The organism is Pseudoalteromonas sp. SWXJZ94C (assembly GCF_015864385.1).
Lineage (GTDB): Bacteria > Pseudomonadota > Gammaproteobacteria > Enterobacterales > Alteromonadaceae > Pseudoalteromonas.
This window is the reverse complement of sequence record NZ_JADYXF010000029.1, coordinates 15,016-33,949: the sequence shown is the minus strand read 5'-3', so window position 1 is coordinate 33,949 and position 18,934 is coordinate 15,016. Positions and strand designations below refer to the sequence as shown.

At 35.5% G+C, this 18,934-nt stretch carries 15 protein-coding genes; all 15 read left to right on the top strand.

Annotated elements, in window-relative coordinates; translation table 11 throughout:
• Positions 1-370 precede the first annotated feature (370 nt).
• The 15 genes from wecA (I6F65_RS13370) to I6F65_RS13300 all read left to right on the top strand — a co-directional run bounded on the left by wecA (I6F65_RS13370) (position 371) and on the right by I6F65_RS13300 (position 18,869).
• A complete protein-coding gene (wecA, locus tag I6F65_RS13370) occupies positions 371-1,444 on the top strand; it encodes a UDP-N-acetylglucosamine--undecaprenyl-phosphate N-acetylglucosaminephosphotransferase (protein WP_166111982.1) in 1,074 nt (357 codons plus the stop codon).
• Between the two features lie 292 nt (positions 1,445-1,736).
• A complete protein-coding gene (gene wecA / locus I6F65_RS13365) occupies positions 1,737-2,816 on the top strand; it encodes a UDP-N-acetylglucosamine--undecaprenyl-phosphate N-acetylglucosaminephosphotransferase (RefSeq protein ID WP_166111985.1) in 1,080 nt (359 codons plus the stop codon).
• A gap of 218 nt (positions 2,817-3,034) precedes the next feature.
• Positions 3,035-4,228: a glycosyltransferase gene (locus tag I6F65_RS13360; protein WP_197113315.1), complete on the top strand. Its 1,194-nt coding sequence runs from the start codon at positions 3,035-3,037 to the stop codon at positions 4,226-4,228.
• Between the two features lie 648 nt (positions 4,229-4,876).
• Positions 4,877-5,362, top strand: a complete 486-nt coding sequence (rfaH, locus tag I6F65_RS13355) for a transcription/translation regulatory transformer protein RfaH (protein ID WP_197113312.1) — start codon at positions 4,877-4,879, stop codon at positions 5,360-5,362.
• Between the two features lie 416 nt (positions 5,363-5,778).
• Positions 5,779-6,894, top strand: coding sequence for a polysaccharide export protein (locus I6F65_RS13350; protein ID WP_197113309.1), 1,116 nt, complete (start codon positions 5,779-5,781; stop codon positions 6,892-6,894).
• 13 nt (positions 6,895-6,907) lie between these two features.
• Positions 6,908-7,342 (top strand): low molecular weight protein-tyrosine-phosphatase, encoded by a 435-nt coding sequence (locus tag I6F65_RS13345; protein ID WP_197113307.1) that lies wholly within the window; start codon positions 6,908-6,910, stop codon positions 7,340-7,342.
• A 15-nt stretch (positions 7,343-7,357) separates the two neighbouring features.
• Positions 7,358-9,589, top strand: a complete 2,232-nt coding sequence (locus I6F65_RS13340) for a polysaccharide biosynthesis tyrosine autokinase (RefSeq protein WP_197113304.1) — start codon at positions 7,358-7,360, stop codon at positions 9,587-9,589.
• A 374-nt stretch (positions 9,590-9,963) separates the two neighbouring features.
• On the top strand, positions 9,964-11,085 hold the full coding sequence (gene wecB / locus I6F65_RS13335) for a non-hydrolyzing UDP-N-acetylglucosamine 2-epimerase (RefSeq protein ID WP_197113302.1): 1,122 nt from the start codon (positions 9,964-9,966) through the stop codon (positions 11,083-11,085).
• A 175-nt stretch (positions 11,086-11,260) separates the two neighbouring features.
• Complete coding sequence (gene wecC, locus I6F65_RS13330; RefSeq protein WP_197113300.1) at positions 11,261-12,538, top strand: UDP-N-acetyl-D-mannosamine dehydrogenase; 1,278 nt, start codon at positions 11,261-11,263, stop codon at positions 12,536-12,538.
• Positions 12,539-13,627: a dTDP-glucose 4,6-dehydratase gene (gene rfbB / locus I6F65_RS13325; RefSeq protein WP_197113297.1), complete on the top strand. Its 1,089-nt coding sequence runs from the start codon at positions 12,539-12,541 to the stop codon at positions 13,625-13,627.
• Position 13,628: 1 nt separating this feature from the next.
• The gene (gene rfbA / locus I6F65_RS13320; RefSeq protein ID WP_197113295.1) at positions 13,629-14,504 is read left to right on the top strand and encodes a glucose-1-phosphate thymidylyltransferase RfbA; all 876 of its coding nucleotides are present in this window, start codon (positions 13,629-13,631) and stop codon (positions 14,502-14,504) included.
• Positions 14,505-15,590 carry a DegT/DnrJ/EryC1/StrS family aminotransferase gene (locus I6F65_RS13315; RefSeq protein WP_231613182.1) on the top strand — a complete coding sequence of 362 codons (1,086 nt, stop codon included), beginning with the start codon at positions 14,505-14,507 and terminating at the stop codon, positions 15,588-15,590.
• A 31-nt stretch (positions 15,591-15,621) separates the two neighbouring features.
• Positions 15,622-17,112 (top strand): lipopolysaccharide biosynthesis protein, encoded by a 1,491-nt coding sequence (locus tag I6F65_RS13310; protein ID WP_231613181.1) that lies wholly within the window; start codon positions 15,622-15,624, stop codon positions 17,110-17,112.
• A 60-nt stretch (positions 17,113-17,172) separates the two neighbouring features.
• Positions 17,173-17,853 (top strand): CatB-related O-acetyltransferase, encoded by a 681-nt coding sequence (locus I6F65_RS13305; RefSeq protein ID WP_231613180.1) that lies wholly within the window; start codon positions 17,173-17,175, stop codon positions 17,851-17,853.
• A complete protein-coding gene (locus I6F65_RS13300; protein ID WP_197113293.1) occupies positions 17,850-18,869 on the top strand; it encodes an ATP-grasp domain-containing protein in 1,020 nt (339 codons plus the stop codon). The genes I6F65_RS13305 and I6F65_RS13300 overlap by 4 nt, the downstream gene beginning before the upstream one ends.
• Positions 18,870-18,934: the final 65 nt, after the last annotated feature.

Here is an 18,934-nt window from a genome sequence, read left to right as displayed (position 1 = left end):
GGTTTTATGATTGTTTTTATTGTTAAAAGTATTTTATTTAGGCACTGGTTCAGTTTTTATAAAAGCATGCATCCAACTACCCATTTTTAAGTGCAATGGCTTTATTGAATAGAGAGTACGTTAGCCCAATTTTAAAATTAAGTAGCAGGCGTAATTATTTTAATCTTTGGGGTTGAGCTATAGTTGTTTTTTTGGGTCACATGTATTTACAATTTACATTAATTCTAACTGTTATTTTGTGTCATTATTAAACGGTGATTGTTATTTATAAATAATTTTTGTAAACAATAAAGTTTAGTATTTTGTTACTAAGCTGATAGTATTGGTTTGTCTAGATATTTTACTATACTGCATCGTACAGGGAGGAAGCGTGGAAATTTTTTTTGCAGTCATATCTTCATTTTTATTGTCATTATGCGCAATTAGCGTACTCAGACCTTTTGCAGTAAAATTTGAGTTAGTTGATAAACCAAATGAACGAAAGCAGCATCTTGGTCATGTTCCATTAATTGGTGGCATCGCTGTTTTTTGTAGTGTTGTTATATCAAGCAGTATGTGGTTACCCGTAAATGTTGAGCTTGTGAGTTATTTATGTGCTGCAGGGTTAATGGTCGTATTGGGTGTTATGGACGACAAACATGACCTTAGCGTAAAATTTAGAGTTTTTTTCCAAATCATCATTGCTACATTTATGATTTTCACAATTGACGATTACATTGTTAGCTTAGGAAATTTATTTTTTATTGGAGAAATAAAGCTCGGCTATGTCGGATTACTTTTTACGTATATAGCAGTAGTTGCAATGATTAATGCTTTTAACATGGTAGATGGTATTGATGGTTTGCTGGGCGCAATGGCAATAAATACACTAGGCGCAATTGCATTTTTATTATTTATTAAAGGGCAAGAAAATCTATTTACGGTATTAATTATTGTCGCTTTAATTCCATACCTTATTTTTAATCTAGGCTTTTTTGGAACGCGTTACCGTAAAATATTTATGGGCGATGCTGGTAGTATGTTTATAGGCTTTACTGTTGTTTGGTTGTTGGTGAGCAACACGCAAGGAGCTAGTATCAGCTTTAGACCCGTCACTGCCTTATGGATTGTAGCAGTCCCCCTTATAGATATGGCAACAATAATAATTAGGCGTATTAAAAAAGGTCAATCTCCTTTTCATGCAGATAGAGAACATCTACACCATATATTCCTTCGTGCCGGTTTTTCATCCCGTTCAGCCTTATGTATTATTTTTTGTTTAAGTGCCGTTTTTTCTACAATAGCAATTGTATCTGAGTGGTACGCAATACATGAATCAATTATGTTTGCAGGTTTTTTATGTGTATTTGGTGTTTATAGCTTTGTAATGTTACGTATTTGGCATGTGGTTAAGTTTGTTAGGCGTTTTCGTGTAAAGCTACGTAGACAAAAAAGGCGTGTATAATTAGTTTAAATAAAACCAAATAGCAAAAACTGTGTTTTAGCCCTTTAAAAACCATGTTAAGCAGGCGTTCAAATATATCCTTTGATAATGCTACAAATTTGGAGTGTTTATTGAGATATTTTTTAATAAATACAAATATAAGAGCACTTATACTCAATAAAGTAGCGTTCTAATTTTAAGATAATACCTAGCTTATATTTTGCCTTACTAAAACTCGTAGCTTAAGGTGGTCTTGATATTTAACTTACTTTATAATGCTCAGCTAACTTTAAGGTGTGGGTCGTCGTTAACAATGCTAGTTGATATTTTATTTTTTTTAGTAATTGCATTTTTGTTGACCTATTTACTTATATGGCTTGCAAAACCTATCGCTTCCAAGTGTGGATTAGTCGATCAGCCAAATCATAGAAAACTACACGAAGGCTCAATACCGTTAGTGGGTGGTGTGTGTGTGTTTGCAGGTATAAGTATAAGTACATTTATCCTTTTACCAACCTCAACAGATATACTTACGTATGTATTTTTATCGGGGTTAATGGTTTCTATAGGTGTTATTGATGACTACAAAGACCTACCTGTAAAACCTCGATTATTAGTACAAGTATCAATAGCTTTGGCAATGATATTTTTTGTAGATTATAAATTAGTATCTTTAGGTAACGTATTTTTTAATACACCAATAATGCTTGGTCATTTTTCGGTTATTTTTACCGTATTGGCTGTTGTTGGCTGCATAAATGCATTTAACATGGTAGATGGAATTGACGGTTTAGTTGGTTTGTTATCACTTATTGCATTTTCGGCTTTGGCTGTGCTTTTATTTAATGCAGGTTTAGTGTGGTACAAACTATGTGTATTTTTTGTAGGAGCAATAATTGCCTACTTAATGTTTAATTTAAGCTGGCCCATTAAAAAATATAAAAAAATATTTATGGGTGATGCGGGTAGCATGCTTGTTGGTTTTTCAATTATTTGGTTATTGTGCATTGGTACTCAACCATCGTCAGAAGCGTTAGCTCCCGTAACCGCTTTATGGATTGTAGCAGTACCATTGATTGATATGGCAGCAATAATGATTAGAAGGATATGCAAAGGAGAATCCCCATTTAAGCCTGATAGAGAGCACTTGCATCATATTTTTATGAGGGCTGGCGCAACACCTAAGCAAACATTATTAATTATTTCAGCTATATCATTATGCATGACCCTAACAGGTATCTATTTAGAACAAGTTAGTGAAACCCTTAGTTTTATACTTTTCATAGTTGTTTTTTTAATCTATAGCTATTTAATTACGCACATCTGGAGAGTACTTACTTTTATAAAAAGAATTAAAAGTAAAGTGTTTAAACAACGTTCACTAAAACATTAATACAGCAAACACTTAATGTACAAATAATAGTCAAAGCTAATTTTTTTGTAAATCCTGAAAATAAAATGCAGTATTTATTTGTAGCGCATCCCACACGTTAACTGCCAAGTAAAATGGTTTTCTCATACATTATAAATTACGCTTTAACTGCTTCAGTTACTTTTTTGGTAATATGACTTTGCCGAGTAATTAAAATTTTATTTGGCAAGGAAATAAAAATGAAAAAAAACAAAATACTATTTTTGGTTGATAAAATGGAAAATGGGGGCGCTGAGCGACAAATGCTAAAAATTGCTTCTCTATATAGCAATGAAAATACAATCGAAATTACATCGTTGTTTACTCCTACACAAAGTATGCTAAATAAAGTTAAAGCGCTAAATTTTGTATATATTCCACTTCAAACAAAAAGCTTTTCAGGCACTATTGGCAAAATACGCCAGTTGTTTGCGAGCTATAACGTATTAAAAAGTGTAATAAAAAATGGAAATTATTTCGCTGTATTTTCATTTTTAGAATGGAGCAACGTATTATCTATTTCGGCAATTAACAGCTGTAAAAAAACGCACCAAATAAAATCCTTTTTAAACGTAAGAAACTACCTATCAAATCAATATGGATCAAAAAGTGGTTTAAAGCTTTTTTTAGCAAAAAAAATATTAGCCTACCAATACAATCAAGCAAATTTAGTAATATGTAATTCCAATGCAATAAAGCAAGATCTTGTAAATAATTTTGATATTTCACACACCAATGTAAAGGTTATTTATAACAGCCTTAATTTACAAAAAATAACTGCCGACTCTCAATCAAATATAGAGCCAAAAGCCACAAATAATAACGATCTTACTTTTATTACCTGCGGGCGACTTGTTGATCAAAAGCAAGTGCATTCATTGTTACATTCGTTTCATAAATATAATTTAATAACTAACCGTAACGACCAATTATTAATAATTGGTGATGGAGAGCACAAAGAATCGCTGACCAATATTATTAGTAAGTATAAAATTAATGCAACGTTATTAGGGAACCAAGATAACGTTGCAGCTTGGTTTTACAGAGCAGATTGTTTTTTATTAAACTCTTATTTTGAAGGGTTTCCTAATGTACTAGCTGAAGCTATAGCATTAGGTACCTATTCAATAGTTGCCGATTGCTTATCAGGACCCAGAGAAATAATGACCAACTTTGAGATCACTGATTACAATTTAACGTTGCCAAGTGTATATAAAACCCAGTTAGGTGTTTTATATCAAAGCCAAAAAAATGCTTATGCAATAAATCCATACCTAGTAGAAGCACTACAGCAAAGTACAAAAAACATAAAGGCACATTCAAAAAGTAATATAAAAACACAGCTACATAACCCAGAGTTTGGTATTACGCCATGGCTAACCCTATTACAATAATGTTTACACTAGGGTCTGTTGATCTTTGCGGATTAAAATTTGTTCAAACTAGGGGCTATTTAATCGCGGCGCGAGATTTGTAACCTAGTGGGCTAAGTAAAAACCGAGCAACAAAGAGTAAATAGCCCCTAGGAAGAACCCTTTGGGCAGCGCCTGTTTGGCATTAATGCTACGTTATCGCCCATTTATGGGGAATAACCACACTGCATAGGCTCTGCCTTGACTAAATACCAAACAGACTGCTGCAAATTTAACCTTGAAAGATCAACAGACCCTAGCCTCTAGGCTGTAAATTTATAAAAGTAGCCAAAAGTTAATTAATTAGGAATTTACCTTTGAGTATCATAGGTTCCAACTTAAATAAAACTCAGTATTGAAGCTCATTATTTTCTCGGTTTTTTGTTTTTTTAATCCCTAAAAACAGGTTAATAAAAAGTTATAATTTCTTTAACTCGCATTATATATCATATTAATTTACATACACTAAAACGTAAGTATTGCTTTAACGCGCTGTATAATTAAAAGTCAATTATGTAAGTGTGCATTCACTTAAAAACACTATTGCAGATTAGGATTTGGGTAAGTATAATATTGCGCTCGCTTAGTTTATGATTGCAAAATGTGCAATTAAAGTTGTGGAGGGGCAATATGAAAAATTGGTATTTAGTTGTATGTAAGCCCCAGCAAGAAGAAAGATCAAAAATTAATTTAACAAATCAAAATATTGAAGCTTTTTTTCCAATACTAACAACAAAAAAATTAGTAAAAGGTCGCTGTACAACTAAGCAAACAGCCTTATTTCCAAGTTATTTATTTGTATGCTTAGAATCTCCGAATGAAAAGTTTTCTGCGGTAAAAAACACGCGAGGGATTGGTGGTTTTGTAGCATATGGATCAAGTTATCAAAAAGTCCCTGAAAATTTAATTAAAACACTAAAAAACGAGCGAATGCACACCTCAGAATCACAGCTTCCAAAAGCGGGTGATTCAGTGAGTGTAAATAATGACTCGTTTAATAATGTCGACGCTATTTATAAAGAGCCCGATGGAGACATGCGCAGTATTTTGTTAATTAAGCTACTTAATAAACAAATAGAAATGAGCATAAACAACAAAGAAATAAAAATAACGTAAATTAGCGAGAGTTAACCTTAAATGCCATAACAACGTCATATAAGGCTTAGTGAGTATTAATACTGGTAAAACATATCAGAACGTAGGAACTGCAACCTAAGGGCGGAAGCGTGCCAAAAGCAATAAAGTACCTTTAATAGGCACTTAGTAAACCAGCTAAACAGTAATTAACATTAAAGCTGATTAAATAGTTAGGCTTGGTTAGTAATAAAATAAAACAGTAAAAATAAAATGTTTTTTTACAAAATATTTAAGTTTTATTCAGAAGTTAAATATTTTTTACCCAAACACGTTTACAATGTACCTTAACCTTGCGATGGCAAGGTTGGCGTGTTTTAATTATCGCGCTAAAAAAATGAGTACTCGCCAAGGTTGGTGGGCAGCACAATATTTAAATTTAAAATGGGACTTTAACCATGGCTCTTGGCTATAAATCACTTGCAATATCACTTACATTATTATCAATGACTGGCTGTACAATTATTCCTGGTAGCCACTTTGAAGGGATAGAAAGCGGTGAGCAAATAACTAACCTTGAGAAAAACCTCGATGAAGTAAATATTCAGATTATTGACCCATTATTAATTTATGAGCAAAAGCAGGCTCGTAAATCAGCTAAACCAATATCAAGCCTAATAGGTGTTGATACAAGTAAATACCAGTACAGATTAGGTGCTGGCGATGTATTAAGTATAGGCGTATGGGATCACCCAGAGTTAACAATACCAGCTGCAGTACAGCGTACAGCTGAGTTTGATGGTTTTAGAGTTCAAAAAGACGGTACTATAACTTACGCATATGCGCCAAATATTCAAGCTGTTGGGCGTACAGTTAGCGAAGTGCGTAGTGAGCTAGTTAAGCGTTTAGGTCGTGTAATAGAAGACCCACAAGTAGATGTAAAAATAGTTGGATTTAAAAGCCAAAAAGCCTATGTAACAGGCGAAGTAAAACAACCAGGCGTATACCCAGTAAGCGAAATCCCACTTACATTAATTGACGCGCTTAACCAAGCCGGCGGATTAACCGAAGCAGCCGATTGGCGTACAGTTACTTTTACTCGTGGCGACAAAACAGAAGTAATTCAATTAGACGACTTTTACGCCAATGGCGATATTTCACAAAACCGCTTGTTACAGCATGGCGACATTGTGCATGTAAACCGTAACGACAAACAAAAAGTATTTGTATTGGGCGACATAAAAAAAGCAGGGTCGGTAACACTTAATCGTTATGGTTTAAACCTTGCTGAAGCATTAAGCGAAAGTGGTGGCTTAAACGAAAACACAGCCGATGCAAATGGTGTGTTTGTACTGCGTAAACGTAATTTTGAAAAAACAGGCGTACTTGCCGACGTATATCAACTACACGCAAAAAATGCAGCCGCATTAGTATTAGCAGAGCAATTTGAGCTGCAACCACACGACATTGTTTATGTAACATCGGCACCGCTAGCACGTTGGAACCGTGTAATTAGCTTATTATTACCATCTATTGCATCGGTAGACAGTGTTGACGATATTTCGGCTAACTAAAGGTTAATTAAATATGTTTGATTCTGTATTAGTAGTGTGTGCTGGCAATATTTGCCGAAGCCCAACTGCAGAGTATGTTTTAAAAAGTAAGCTGGAAGGTAAAAGTATTAAAGTATCATCGGCAGGGCTTACCGCACTAGAAGGCAAACCGGCCGATGCTATTGCAAAACAAATTGCACAGCCTTACGGTATTAATATGGATGAGCATAAAGGACGCCAACTTTCATCGCAATTAGTGGCTCAAAATAGTGTTATTTTAGTAATGGAACAACGACATTTAAATGACCTACACGCGCGCTACCCAGAGGCGCGCGGTAAAACATTTTTATTAGGCAAGTGGATTAATAACGCCGAAATACCCGACCCATATCGCCAAAGCCAAGAAGCATTTGAACACGTATACACTTTAATCGACAGCGCATGTAGCGCTTGGCAAAAATATTTATAAGGAACGGCAAAGTTAATGAATGCCCAGCCTACAAACAAAAACACAAATAACACAACACAACAAGTACAAGAAATAGATTTAATGGCACTGTTAGGTGGCTTAATAGATCGCAAATATTTTATTGCAGCAATAATTGCCGCATTTATGTTTGTAGGTGTTGTGTATGCCGTATTTTCTACCCCAGTGTATCAAGCAACTGCAATGTTGCAGGTTGAAAACGGAGGCACCTCGGTTCCTGGTTTTGACGATATGGCAGGTATGTTCGAAAGTACATCGGCTGCGGTAACCGAAATAGAACTACTAAAATCGCGTAGCATAATTGGCGAAGCCGTAGATACATTAAAGCTTGATATAACAGCTAAACCTAAGTTTTTTCCCTATATTGGCAACAGAGCATTTCGTAAATTTACTCCACTGGAAAAAGGCGACCTAGCCGAACCTAGCTTTGGTGCAAACAGCTATGCATGGGGCGGCGAAAGTATAAACGTATTTAGATTTGACGTACCACGCTCGGCAATAGGTAAAACATTTACTTTAATAGCGCTCGACAATAACAGCGTTGCATTATTAAACGAAAACGGCGAACAAATACAAACTGGTAAAGTAGGGCAAGAGCTAACAAACGGCAAGTTCACCTTAACTGTACGCAGTTTAAATGCACGACCAGGCACAGAGTTTTTATTAACCCGACAAGACCGCCTAAACACCATTTTAGATTTGCAAGCAGCAATAAGTGCAAGCGAAAAAGGTAAAGACTCAGGTATTATTAATTTAAGCTTACAGCACACAATACCAAGTTATGCCGAAAAAGTACTTGATAAAGTGGCCGCTATTTATGTACGCCGTAATGTAGAGCGTAACAGTGCTGAAGCGCAAAAATCGCTGGAGTTTTTAGAAGTACAATTACCCGAAATTAAAAAACAATTAGAATTTGCCGAACAACGTTTTAATAATTACCAAATAAAGCGTCAATCAATAAATATTACTTTAGAAACCCAAGGCGTGCTTGAGCAAGTAGTAAAGCTTGAAACTAAACTGCAAGAGCTTGACCTACAACGTTTAGAGCTAGGGCGTAAGTTCAAAAAAAATCACCCGAGTTATCAAGGTATTGTTGAGCAAATAGCCGCTGTAAATAAGCAAAAAGAGCAATTAGTTAAAGAGGTAGGTAGTTTGCCTCAAACTCAGCAAGAGCTACTACGTTTAAAGCGCGATGTAGAGGTAAGTAACGAAATTTACACTATGTTATTAAGTAAAACGCAAGAGCTAGATATTGTGCGCGCAGGTACCGTGGGTAATGTGCGCTTAATAGATTACGCTGAGGTAAACACCAGTAAACCAGTAAAACCTAAAAAAGCATTAATAGTAATAATAGCAACTATGCTGGGTGGTATGTTAGCGGTGGCTATTGTATTAGTGCAAAAAGCGATAAATAAAGGCGTAGAAGACCCTAGTGAAATTGAGGCCCTAGGCATACCCGTTTATGCAAGCGTACCGTACTCAGACAACCAAGATAAGCTAACAAGCTTTACAAACAAAGTACGTAAAAACAAAGTAGTTAAACCAAAATCGATATTAGCGTTAGACAACCCAGCCGATCTCGCAATCGAGGCTTTAAGAAGCTTACGCACCAGTTTACACTTTGCGATGATGGAAGCTAAAAATAATATTATTGCAATATCGGGCCCGAGCCCAGGTGTAGGTAAATCATTTATATCAGTTAACTTAGCATCGGTATTGGCACAAAGTGGGCAAAAAGTACTTATTATAGATGCCGATATGCGCAAAGGTTACTTACAAACACAGTTTGGTATAGAAGCAAACGATGGCTTAAGTGATTACTTATCAGGTCGTTTAAATTTAAATCAAGTAACTAAACCAACAAAAGTAGAAGGGTTAAGCGTAATAACGCGTGGGCAAATACCGCCAAACCCTTCAGAGTTATTAATGCACTCAAACTTTAGCAAATTGGTTGAAGAGGTAAGCGCTGCTTACGACATTGTAATTATAGATACCCCTCCAATATTGGCCGTAACCGACCCCGCTATTGTAAGTGCACACACGGGTACTACGTTGTTGGTAGCACGTTTCGGTCAAAACCATGTACGCGAAATAGCATTAACGCGCGATCGGTTTGAGCAAAATGGTATTGATGTAAAAGGGCTTGTATTTAACGGGGTACTTAAAAAAGCCGGTAATGCATATGGATATTATGGTAACTATAACTACGAATACAAAAGTGATAAATAAAATATAGGGGGGGCTTAAATTTGCGCTATTCAACTTTGTTGGTGGGGTTTAGCGACGCGTAATTAGAATATTCATAAAGGTATAAAGTCATTATGAGTAAGTGCAAAAGAGAACTAATTACATATAGCTAGGCTCACTTGTGGTCGCACCGCTTACTAGTGTTATGGGTAAGGCTCGTAACTACGTTGAATTTTAAAAAGAGCATTAAGAATATGTTTACCCAAGGAATACTTTCAAGTATTTGTTTGTGTTCTTACGCTTTTTTACATCTTCCTCTAATAACAAGCATTTAAAAATAGATTGATTTTTGCTTCTGAATAATATGGCAGCTCGTAGTTGTTCTTATTTAATTTAATTCCATAAAGGACATAAATGTGAAAGTATTAACTGTATTTGGTACTCGCCCTGAAGCCATTAAAATGGCGCCGCTTGTACATGCATTGGCTGACGATATCCGCTTTGACGCTAAAGTGTGTGTAACAGCGCAACATCGTGAAATGCTTGATCAAGTACTTGAACTTTTTAAAATTACCCCTGAATACGATTTAAACTTAATGAAAGCTGGGCAAACCTTGCCAGAGGTCACAAGTCGTATACTACAAGAGCTAACACCAGTACTTAAAGAGTTTAAGCCTGATGTTGTATTAGTTCATGGCGATACCGCCACGACATTCGCAGCAAGTTTAGCAGCATATTACGAGCAAATAGCAGTAGGGCATGTTGAAGCAGGTTTGCGTACTGGTAATATTTATTCTCCATGGCCTGAAGAAGGTAACCGAAAGCTAACTGGAGCATTAACAAAGTTTCATTTTGCGCCAACTGAAACTTCAAAAGCGAATCTCCTAAAAGAGAACTATGCCAGTCAAAATATATTTATAACAGGCAACACGGTTATTGATGCCTTACTGCTAGTTAAGCAGCAAATCGAAAATGATGCAGAGCTGAGTAATTCTTTAGCAGCAAACTTCCAAATGCTTGATGAAAGTAAAAAGCTTATTTTAGTAACAGGCCACCGCCGTGAAAGCTTTGGTGGCGGCTTTGAACGCATTTGTGAGGCACTAGCGCAAACAGCTAAAGCGCACCCATATTGCCAAATACTCTACCCTGTACATTTAAACCCAAATGTACAAGAGCCTGTAAAGCGTATATTAAAAGACGTTGATAACGTGCATTTAATAGAACCACAACAATACTTACCGTTTGTATACTTAATGAATCGTGCGCACATAATTTTAACGGACTCTGGTGGTATTCAAGAAGAGGCACCAAGTTTAGGTAAACCTGTACTTGTAATGCGCGACACCACAGAACGTCCAGAAGCAGTAGATGCAGGTACGGTAAAATTGGTTGGTACTGATGTAGCAAAAATTACATCTGCATTAAATGAACTACTTACGAATAATGCCGCATATAAAGAAATGAGTCGTTCTCATAATCCATATGGCGACGGTCAAGCGTGTCAACGCATTTGCGATATTCTTGCAAAAAACAATTAAAATTTTAGACGTACAGCTTGCTGGCGGTTCTACTTTCCAATTAGCAAGCTAATTGTTAGCGTTGGCTACTATTGCGCTTTTTAAAAGTTAAAAAGAAGCTTTGAATACTTTTTAAGTTTTAACTCTAAATCTTTTCCGAAGCTTGAAGCTTAAATAAATTTATAATAGGACTATCATGTCATTTAATACAATTTCAGTTATTGGCTTAGGCTATATTGGTTTACCTACAGCTGCAATGTTTGCGTCACGTAAAAAAAACGTAATTGGGGTAGATATAAACCAACATGCAGTAGATACAATAAATCGCGGTGAAATACATATAGTAGAGCCAGATTTAGATATGATAGTTCATGCCGCAGTTACTGAAGGTTATTTAAAAGCAACAACATTACCAGAGCCTGCGGATGCCTTTTTAATTGCAGTGCCCACTCCATTCAAAAGCACTTTAAATACAGAAAATGACTCTGAAATACCAGAACCGGATTTAAGCTATATCAAAAAAGCAAGTGAAGCTATTGCCACAGTGCTTAAAAAAGGTGACTTAGTTATCCTTGAGTCTACTTCACCAGTAGGTGCTACAGAACAAATGGCTGAATGGTTAGCAGCAGCTCGCCCGGACTTATCATTTCCACAAAAAGCGGGTGAAAATGCTGATGTAAATATAGCGCATTGCCCTGAGCGTGTATTACCAGGTCACGTAGTACGTGAATTGGTCGAAAATGATCGCGTTATTGGTGGCATGACTGCAAAATGTTCAGCGCGCTCAGTAGAGCTTTATAAAACATTTGTACAAGGTGAATGTGTAATAACTAATGCACGTACCGCAGAAATGGCAAAACTAACAGAGAACTCATGCCGCGATGTACAAATAGCTTTTGCTAATGAGTTGTCAATTATTTGTGATAAATTAAACATAGACGTGTGGGAGTTAATATCACTTGCAAACCGCCATCCACGTATTAATATTTTACAACCGGGCCCTGGAGTTGGAGGTCACTGTATAGCAGTCGATCCGTGGTTTATTGTGAGTAAAACGCCACAAGAGGCTCAATTAATTCATACTGCTCGCAAAGTAAATGACGCTAAACCACAGTGGGTAATTAATAAAGTAAAAATAGCTATTGCAGATTTTTTACAGTCCAACCCAACAAAAACAGCAAAAGATGTGACCGTAGCTTGTTATGGTTTAGCTTTTAAACCAGATATTGATGACTTACGAGAAAGCCCAGCACTAAGCATCACAAAAAAAATTGCAGCATTGCATTCGGGTGTAGTTATAGCTGTTGAACCTAATATAAATAAACTTCCAAGTAGTATTTCAACATTTAATCTATCTACATTGAAAAGCGCGAAAGAAAGCGCAGATGTTCATTTGTTACTTGTTGACCATAAAGAGTTTAAAAATGGTGCAGTTGAAAGTGATTACCTAATAGACACAAAAGGTATTTGGTAAATGAAAGTATTAGTGACCGGTGGTGCTGGTTTTATTGGCTCTGCAGTTGTTCGACATATCATCGAAAACACTCCAGACACAGTTATTAACCTAGATAAACTTACTTATGCGGGCAATTTAGAGTCACTAAAGATAGTAGACAAAAATGCTCGTTATACATTTGAACAAGTTGATATCTGTAACCGCGAAGAACTTGATCGCGTATTTAAAATCCATAAACCTGATGCTGTAATGCATTTAGCTGCTGAGAGTCATGTTGATCGTTCGATTACTGGTCCTGCAGAGTTTATACAAACTAATATCGTTGGTACTTATAACCTTTTAGAGGCGGCACGAGAATATTGGAATACACTTGACAAAAATGCAAAACAAGCATTTAGATTTCATCATATTTCAACAGACGAAGTATACGGCGATTTACCACACCCAGATGAGCAGGCTGGTGAGCTACCACTTTTTACCGAGCAAACATCATACGCGCCAAGTAGCCCATATTCTGCGAGTAAAGCGTCGAGTGATCACTTAGTGCGTGCATGGCTGCGTACTTATGGGTTCCCGACAATTGTAACTAATTGCTCAAATAACTATGGACCTTTTCACTTCCCTGAAAAGTTAATACCACTAGTTATATTAAACGCGCTTGAAGGTAAAGAACTACCAATTTACGGCAAAGGTGATCAAATTCGTGATTGGTTATATGTAGAAGATCATGCCCGTGCTTTATATAAAGTAGTGACCGAAGGTAACGTTGGCGAAACATATAATATCGGTGGTCATAATGAAAAGCAGAATATTGAAGTCGTGCAGACTATTTGCAGTATTTTAGATGAGCTGGTGCCTAAAAAATCAAAATATGCACAGCAAATTATTTATGTGACAGACCGCCCTGGTCACGACCGCCGCTATGCAATAGATTCAACAAAAATGGGTGCAGAGCTTAGCTGGAAACCAGTCGAAACATTTGAAACTGGTTTACATAAAACCATTCAATGGTATTTAGATAATCAAAGCTGGTGTAAGAATGTTCAGGATGGTTCTTATCAGCGTGAACGCCTTGGTGAAATAAATACACAAGCTAAAGGGGAGTGACATGAAAGGAATAATTCTCGCAGGCGGTTCAGGTACACGCCTCTACCCAATAACTATGGGCGTATCGAAGCAGTTGTTACCTATTTATGATAAGCCAATGATTTACTATCCGCTATCAGTTTTAATGCTGGCAGGTATTAATGAGGTTTTAATAATCACTACCCCAGAGGATAGTGATTCATTTAAGCGCTTACTTGGTGATGGTACAAGGTTTGGTATTAAACTTAATTATACAGTACAACCAAACCCTGATGGCTTAGCGCAAGCGTTTATTCTTGGTGAAGAGTTTATAGGTAACGATGATGTTTGTTTAGTGCTCGGTGATAATATTTTCTACGGGCAAAGCTTTACGCCAAAATTAAAGCACGCACTAGAAAATGCAAAGAATGGTCAAGGTGCAACAGTTTTTGGCTATCAGGTTAAAGATCCAGAGCGCTTTGGTGTGGTTGAGTTTGACAAAAATAAAAAAGCAATTTCGATTGAGGAAAAACCGGTAAAACCAAAGTCGCATTTTGCTGTAACAGGATTATATTTCTATGATAATTCTGTAGTTGAAATAGCCAAACAAGTTGAACCATCTTACCGTGGTGAGCTTGAAATTACCTGTTTAAACGAAATGTATTTAGCTCAAGGTAAGCTTAATGTAGAAATGCTCGGTCGTGGTTTTGCTTGGTTGGATACAGGTACACATGAAAGCTTGCTTGAAGCTGCACAATTTGTTGAAACAATCGAGAAACGCCAAGGTTATAAAATAGCATGTTTAGAAGAAATTGCATTTAACAATGGTTGGTTAAGTAAACAAGAACTTAAAGTGCTGGCAAAGCCATTTTTAAAAAATAGCTATGGCCAATATTTAATGCAATTAATTAAAGACTGAATGATGATCGCACTCAATAAACCACTTACTCCAGACTTAGTAAAATTGACCTCATATTTAGCGCAAGTAAACGAAAGTGGCTGGTATACAAATTTTGGTCCATTGCATGAGCAGCTCACGAAGCGGCTAGAAGCCTACCTAGGTGTTGAGAATCTGTTACTTGTTTCCAATGGAACATTAGCTATTCAGGTGGCTTGTAAAGCCTTGAATATTAACTCGGCAATCACCACGCCCTTTAGTTTTGTTGCTACAACCAGTTCGTTACTATGGCAAGGTATTGACACTGCTTTTAGCGACATAGATGTTTCTAATTATAACCTTTGTCCTAAAAAACTTGATGAAGCTTTAAGTCAAGATGAGAGTTATGATGCAATTGTAGCAACCCATGTTTATGGCAATCCCTGTGATGTGAAAGGTATTACAGATATTGCTAATAAGTATAATAAAAAAGTAATTTACGACGCTGCACATGCTTTCGGAGTCAAAGTAGACGGACAGTCGGTTTTGAATTTTGGTGATGCTAGTACCCTGAGTTTTCATGCTACCAAACTATTTCATACTGTTGAAGGTGGTGCTATTATTTTTAAAAACAAAACTAATTTTGAAATAGCCAAACAGCTTATTAATTTTGGTATTCAAAGTGATGGCGCATTGGGTAGTCCCGGGATTAACGCAAAGTTAAATGAATATCAATGTGCAATTGGGCTAACGTTACTTGATGATATAGAGCCGGTAATGAAGCGTAGAACATTATTATTCAATTTATATGTGGAAGAACTAAAAGCATATGTCGAAATGCCAAAATGGCACGAGCTAGCCACTAAAAATGGCGCATATATGCCTATTTTTATTAAAGACGAAAAATTACAGGAAAAAATAATCGAGGCTTTAGCTAGTGAAAATATACAAAGTCGACGCTATTTTACTCCTTCATTAGACATAGCTTATAATAAACAAAAGAGTTTTGGGTGCGAAAGCAGTCATTGTATTTCAGGTGGCGTGTTATGTTTGCCTTTACATGCATACATTACACCAAGTGATGTATTAAAAGTAACTGACGTGATTAAAAAAATTATTCAATCATAGAATATTTAAACATGCTCAAGCTATTACTTTAATGGAAATGCCTTGTTTAAAAACTTTACGGACAAAATTTATCAGCCCTAATAATAAACACATAAAATCTACAACAAGCGGTTTGAAATGGAGTGCTATTGAACGCCTAGTAACTCAAGCAATCCAATTAATAGTTATGCTTTATTTAGCTCGATTACTAGGGCCTCAAGCATTCGGCTTAGTAGGTATGTTAGCTGTGTTTATCGCTTTGAGCCAAGTGTTTGTAGATAGCGGTTTTTCTTCTGCGTTAATTAGAAATACAGAGCGAACTGAAACTGATTACTCAACTGCTTTTTATTTTAATATAGGCATAGGTGTAATTTGCTATGGAGCTTTATTTATATTAGCTCCTTACATCGCTTTATTTTTTGAGCAACCTCAGTTAGAAAGCCTATTGCGGGTGTTGGGTGTGGTCGTTATTGTTAATAGTTTTTCTATTATTCAGCGGACTAAACTGACTATTAATATGGATTTTAAAACTCAAGCTAAAGCCTCTTTGTTAAGTGTTTTTATTAGTTGCGGTTTTGCTATATGGTTGGCAGAGTTAAATTATGGTGTTTGGGCACTTGTTGGGCAGACTGTAATGCAAGCGGTATGTAATGCCTTATTGCTAAACTTTTTTTGTAAGTGGTTACCTACTACTGGTTTTAGTAAAAAGTCATTTAGTTACTTATTTGGTTTTGGCTCCAAGTTATTAGTAGCTGGATTGCTTGATACTTTCTTCAAAAATATCTACCAAGTGGTTATTGGAAAGCAATTTAGTTCTGGACAAGTAGGGTTATTTACTCAAGCTAATCAATTAGCTAGCGTGCCTGCTATGACGCTTACAACAGTAATCCAACGTGTTACTTATCCAATGCTAAGTAACATTCAAAAAGATATTGATAAATTTGAACAAGCTTATTTATTGACGTTACGACTTGCTGCAGCAATAGTTTTTCCTTTAATGGCTGGGTTGGGGATTATTGCAACCCCCTTAATTACCCTTGTTTTAGGTGAAGAGTGGCTTCCTGCAGCTGAATTATTAACTATATTAGCTTTTGCTTTTATGTTGTACCCAGTACATGCTATTAATTTGAATTTATTGAATGTTAAAGGTCGTTCGGATATTTTTTTAAAGCTTGAGATCATAAAAAAAAGTTTAATTGTTTGCATGTTACTTATAACGATTCCTTTAGGGATCAAAGCAATGTGCATCGGTCTGGTAGTTCAAGGCTATATAGCTTTTTTTATTAACTCATTTTACACCGGTAAATTCAGTCGTTTGAAAATAGCAAGACAAGTTAAGGTACTTGCTCCTATTTGGCTCGGAGCTATGTCGTGTTCGGCAGTCACGTATTATTTGGTTACTTTTTTTATAAGTTATACAGATACGGGGTTGTATACAAACTTGGTCGCTAATACTCTCGTAATGCCATTTTTATACATAGTCTATATTAGGTTAATAGAGCATGATTTATATAAAAAAATAATCACAGTAGTTCTCAAATAAATACGCTTTAGGGTTAGTTTAGAACTATGTGCTATGAACGTTTAGCTTTAAAGAGGGTACATGAATACAATTATAAATAGTATTACAGGGGATGACTTTACTGCATATGCTAATTCTATTCTGAAAAATAGTAAGGTTGGAATTAATTGTATATTAGGTGAATCAAGTCGAGTTTACTCTTGTGATTTGTCAAATAATGTAAGGGTTGATAGGAATAATTTCTTGTTAGCTACACAGCTAGGTGATTATAGTTATACTGGGCAGTTTACTGTTATAATGCATTCAGTTATAGGTAAATTTTGTTCTATTTCTTGGGGAGTCACGATTGGGGCTGGAGAGCATGATTACAATAAGTTAACAACACATGATTTTTTATATAATCGCAATTGTGATTTGAATAATGGTCAAGAATCATATGATCGATTTGAAAAAAAGTTATCAATTGGCAATGATGTATGGATTGGTGCGAATTCGACGATTATTAGAGGAGTGGTTATTTCTAATGGTGCCATAATTGGTGCTAACTCAGTCGTAACAAAGGATGTGCCTGCTTATGCTATTGTTGCGGGCTGTCCAGCTAAACTTGTTAAGTTTAGATTCCCCAAAGATATTATACTCAGATTGGAAAAACTAAATTGGTGGGATTTACCTCCTGAAATAATAAAAAACAAATTCGAATCTTTTGCATCTAATGATATTGAAAGTGCAATAGACAGCTTAGAATTGGAGAAAAAAATATGAATATATTACTAACTTCTGTTGGCAGAAGAGGCTACTTAGTTGATTATTTTAAGGAAGCATTTTTAGGTGAAAGATTAATATTTACAGCTAACAGTGAATTAACTTATACCATGACGCATGCAGATGGTTATTTGATTACTCCCCTTATTTATGAAAATAATTATATTAGTTCAATTATAAATTTTTGTAAAAAAAATGAAATATCTTATGTTTTATCTCTATTTGATATTGATTTATTTGTTTTAGCACAGCATGAAGAATTATTTATTGAGAATGGAATTACATTAATTTTAGCTCCAGTAGATTCTGTTGAGGTTTGTAATGATAAGTGGAAAACTTATACTTTCTTAAAAAATCTAAATATCCCTACACCAAAGAGTTATCTTAGTACTGCATTGGCACTTGAAGCAGTTTCAAAAGGGGAATTAACATTTCCTTTAATAATAAAGCCTCGTTGGGGGATGGCTTCTATGGGAATCTATATAGTTGATGATAAAGATGAGCTTGAAGTTTTATATAAAAAGTCCTGTAAGGAAATTTTTAATTCTTACTTAAAATATGAATCATCTTTAACTAAAGATGAACCTATTATTATTCAGGAGTTACTTATTGGTAACGAGTATGGTGTTGATGTTATTAATGACATAGGGACTAATTACTATACGTGCCTTGTAAAACAGAAAGTAAGAATGAGAGCTGGAGAAACTGATTTAGGTTTAACTGTAGATAATATTGATTATCAGCATATAGCAAAAAAACTCTCTAAAAACATTGGACATAAAGGTGTTTTGTCAGTTGATTGCTTTGATGTAAATGGTCAGATTTATGTAACTGAAATGAATTGTCGTATTTCTGGGCATTATCCTATTAGTCATGCAGTGGGCTTTAATTTTCCTAAATTATTAAAAAGCTGGTTAGACGATTCAGAAGTACTTCCTCAAGATGTTAGTTTCGAAACGCAGGTATATGTATCTAAAGAATTATCTATTAGACGATTAGGGAAAAATGAGTGTTGAAGTTTTTATTAAGTTAACAATTACACTGAATAAGCATGTATTTAACTTTATTATAAAACAGAAAA

Bases quoted from the DNA above. Each gene is read 5' to 3' on its own strand.
- rfaH (WP_197113312.1), top strand. From the start codon at position 4,877: ATGAAAAATTGGTATTTAGTTGTATGTAAGCCCCAGCAAGAAGAAAGA.
- I6F65_RS13300 (WP_197113293.1), top strand. From the start codon at position 17,850: ATGAATATATTACTAACTTCTGTTGGCAGAAGAGGCTACTTAGTTGAT.
- I6F65_RS13310 (WP_231613181.1), top strand. From the start codon at position 15,622: ATGGAAATGCCTTGTTTAAAAACTTTACGGACAAAATTTATCAGCCCT.
- I6F65_RS13350 (WP_197113309.1), top strand. From the start codon at position 5,779: ATGGCTCTTGGCTATAAATCACTTGCAATATCACTTACATTATTATCA.
- I6F65_RS13305 (WP_231613180.1), top strand. From the start codon at position 17,173: ATGAATACAATTATAAATAGTATTACAGGGGATGACTTTACTGCATAT.
- I6F65_RS13360 (WP_197113315.1), top strand. From the start codon at position 3,035: ATGAAAAAAAACAAAATACTATTTTTGGTTGATAAAATGGAAAATGGG.
- rfbB (WP_197113297.1), top strand. From the start codon at position 12,539: ATGAAAGTATTAGTGACCGGTGGTGCTGGTTTTATTGGCTCTGCAGTT.
- wecC (WP_197113300.1), top strand. From the start codon at position 11,261: ATGTCATTTAATACAATTTCAGTTATTGGCTTAGGCTATATTGGTTTA.
- wecA (WP_166111985.1), top strand. From the start codon at position 1,737: ATGCTAGTTGATATTTTATTTTTTTTAGTAATTGCATTTTTGTTGACC.
- I6F65_RS13315 (WP_231613182.1), top strand. From the start codon at position 14,505: ATGATGATCGCACTCAATAAACCACTTACTCCAGACTTAGTAAAATTG.
- I6F65_RS13340 (WP_197113304.1), top strand. From the start codon at position 7,358: ATGAATGCCCAGCCTACAAACAAAAACACAAATAACACAACACAACAA.
- I6F65_RS13345 (WP_197113307.1), top strand. From the start codon at position 6,908: ATGTTTGATTCTGTATTAGTAGTGTGTGCTGGCAATATTTGCCGAAGC.
- rfbA (WP_197113295.1), top strand. From the start codon at position 13,629: ATGAAAGGAATAATTCTCGCAGGCGGTTCAGGTACACGCCTCTACCCA.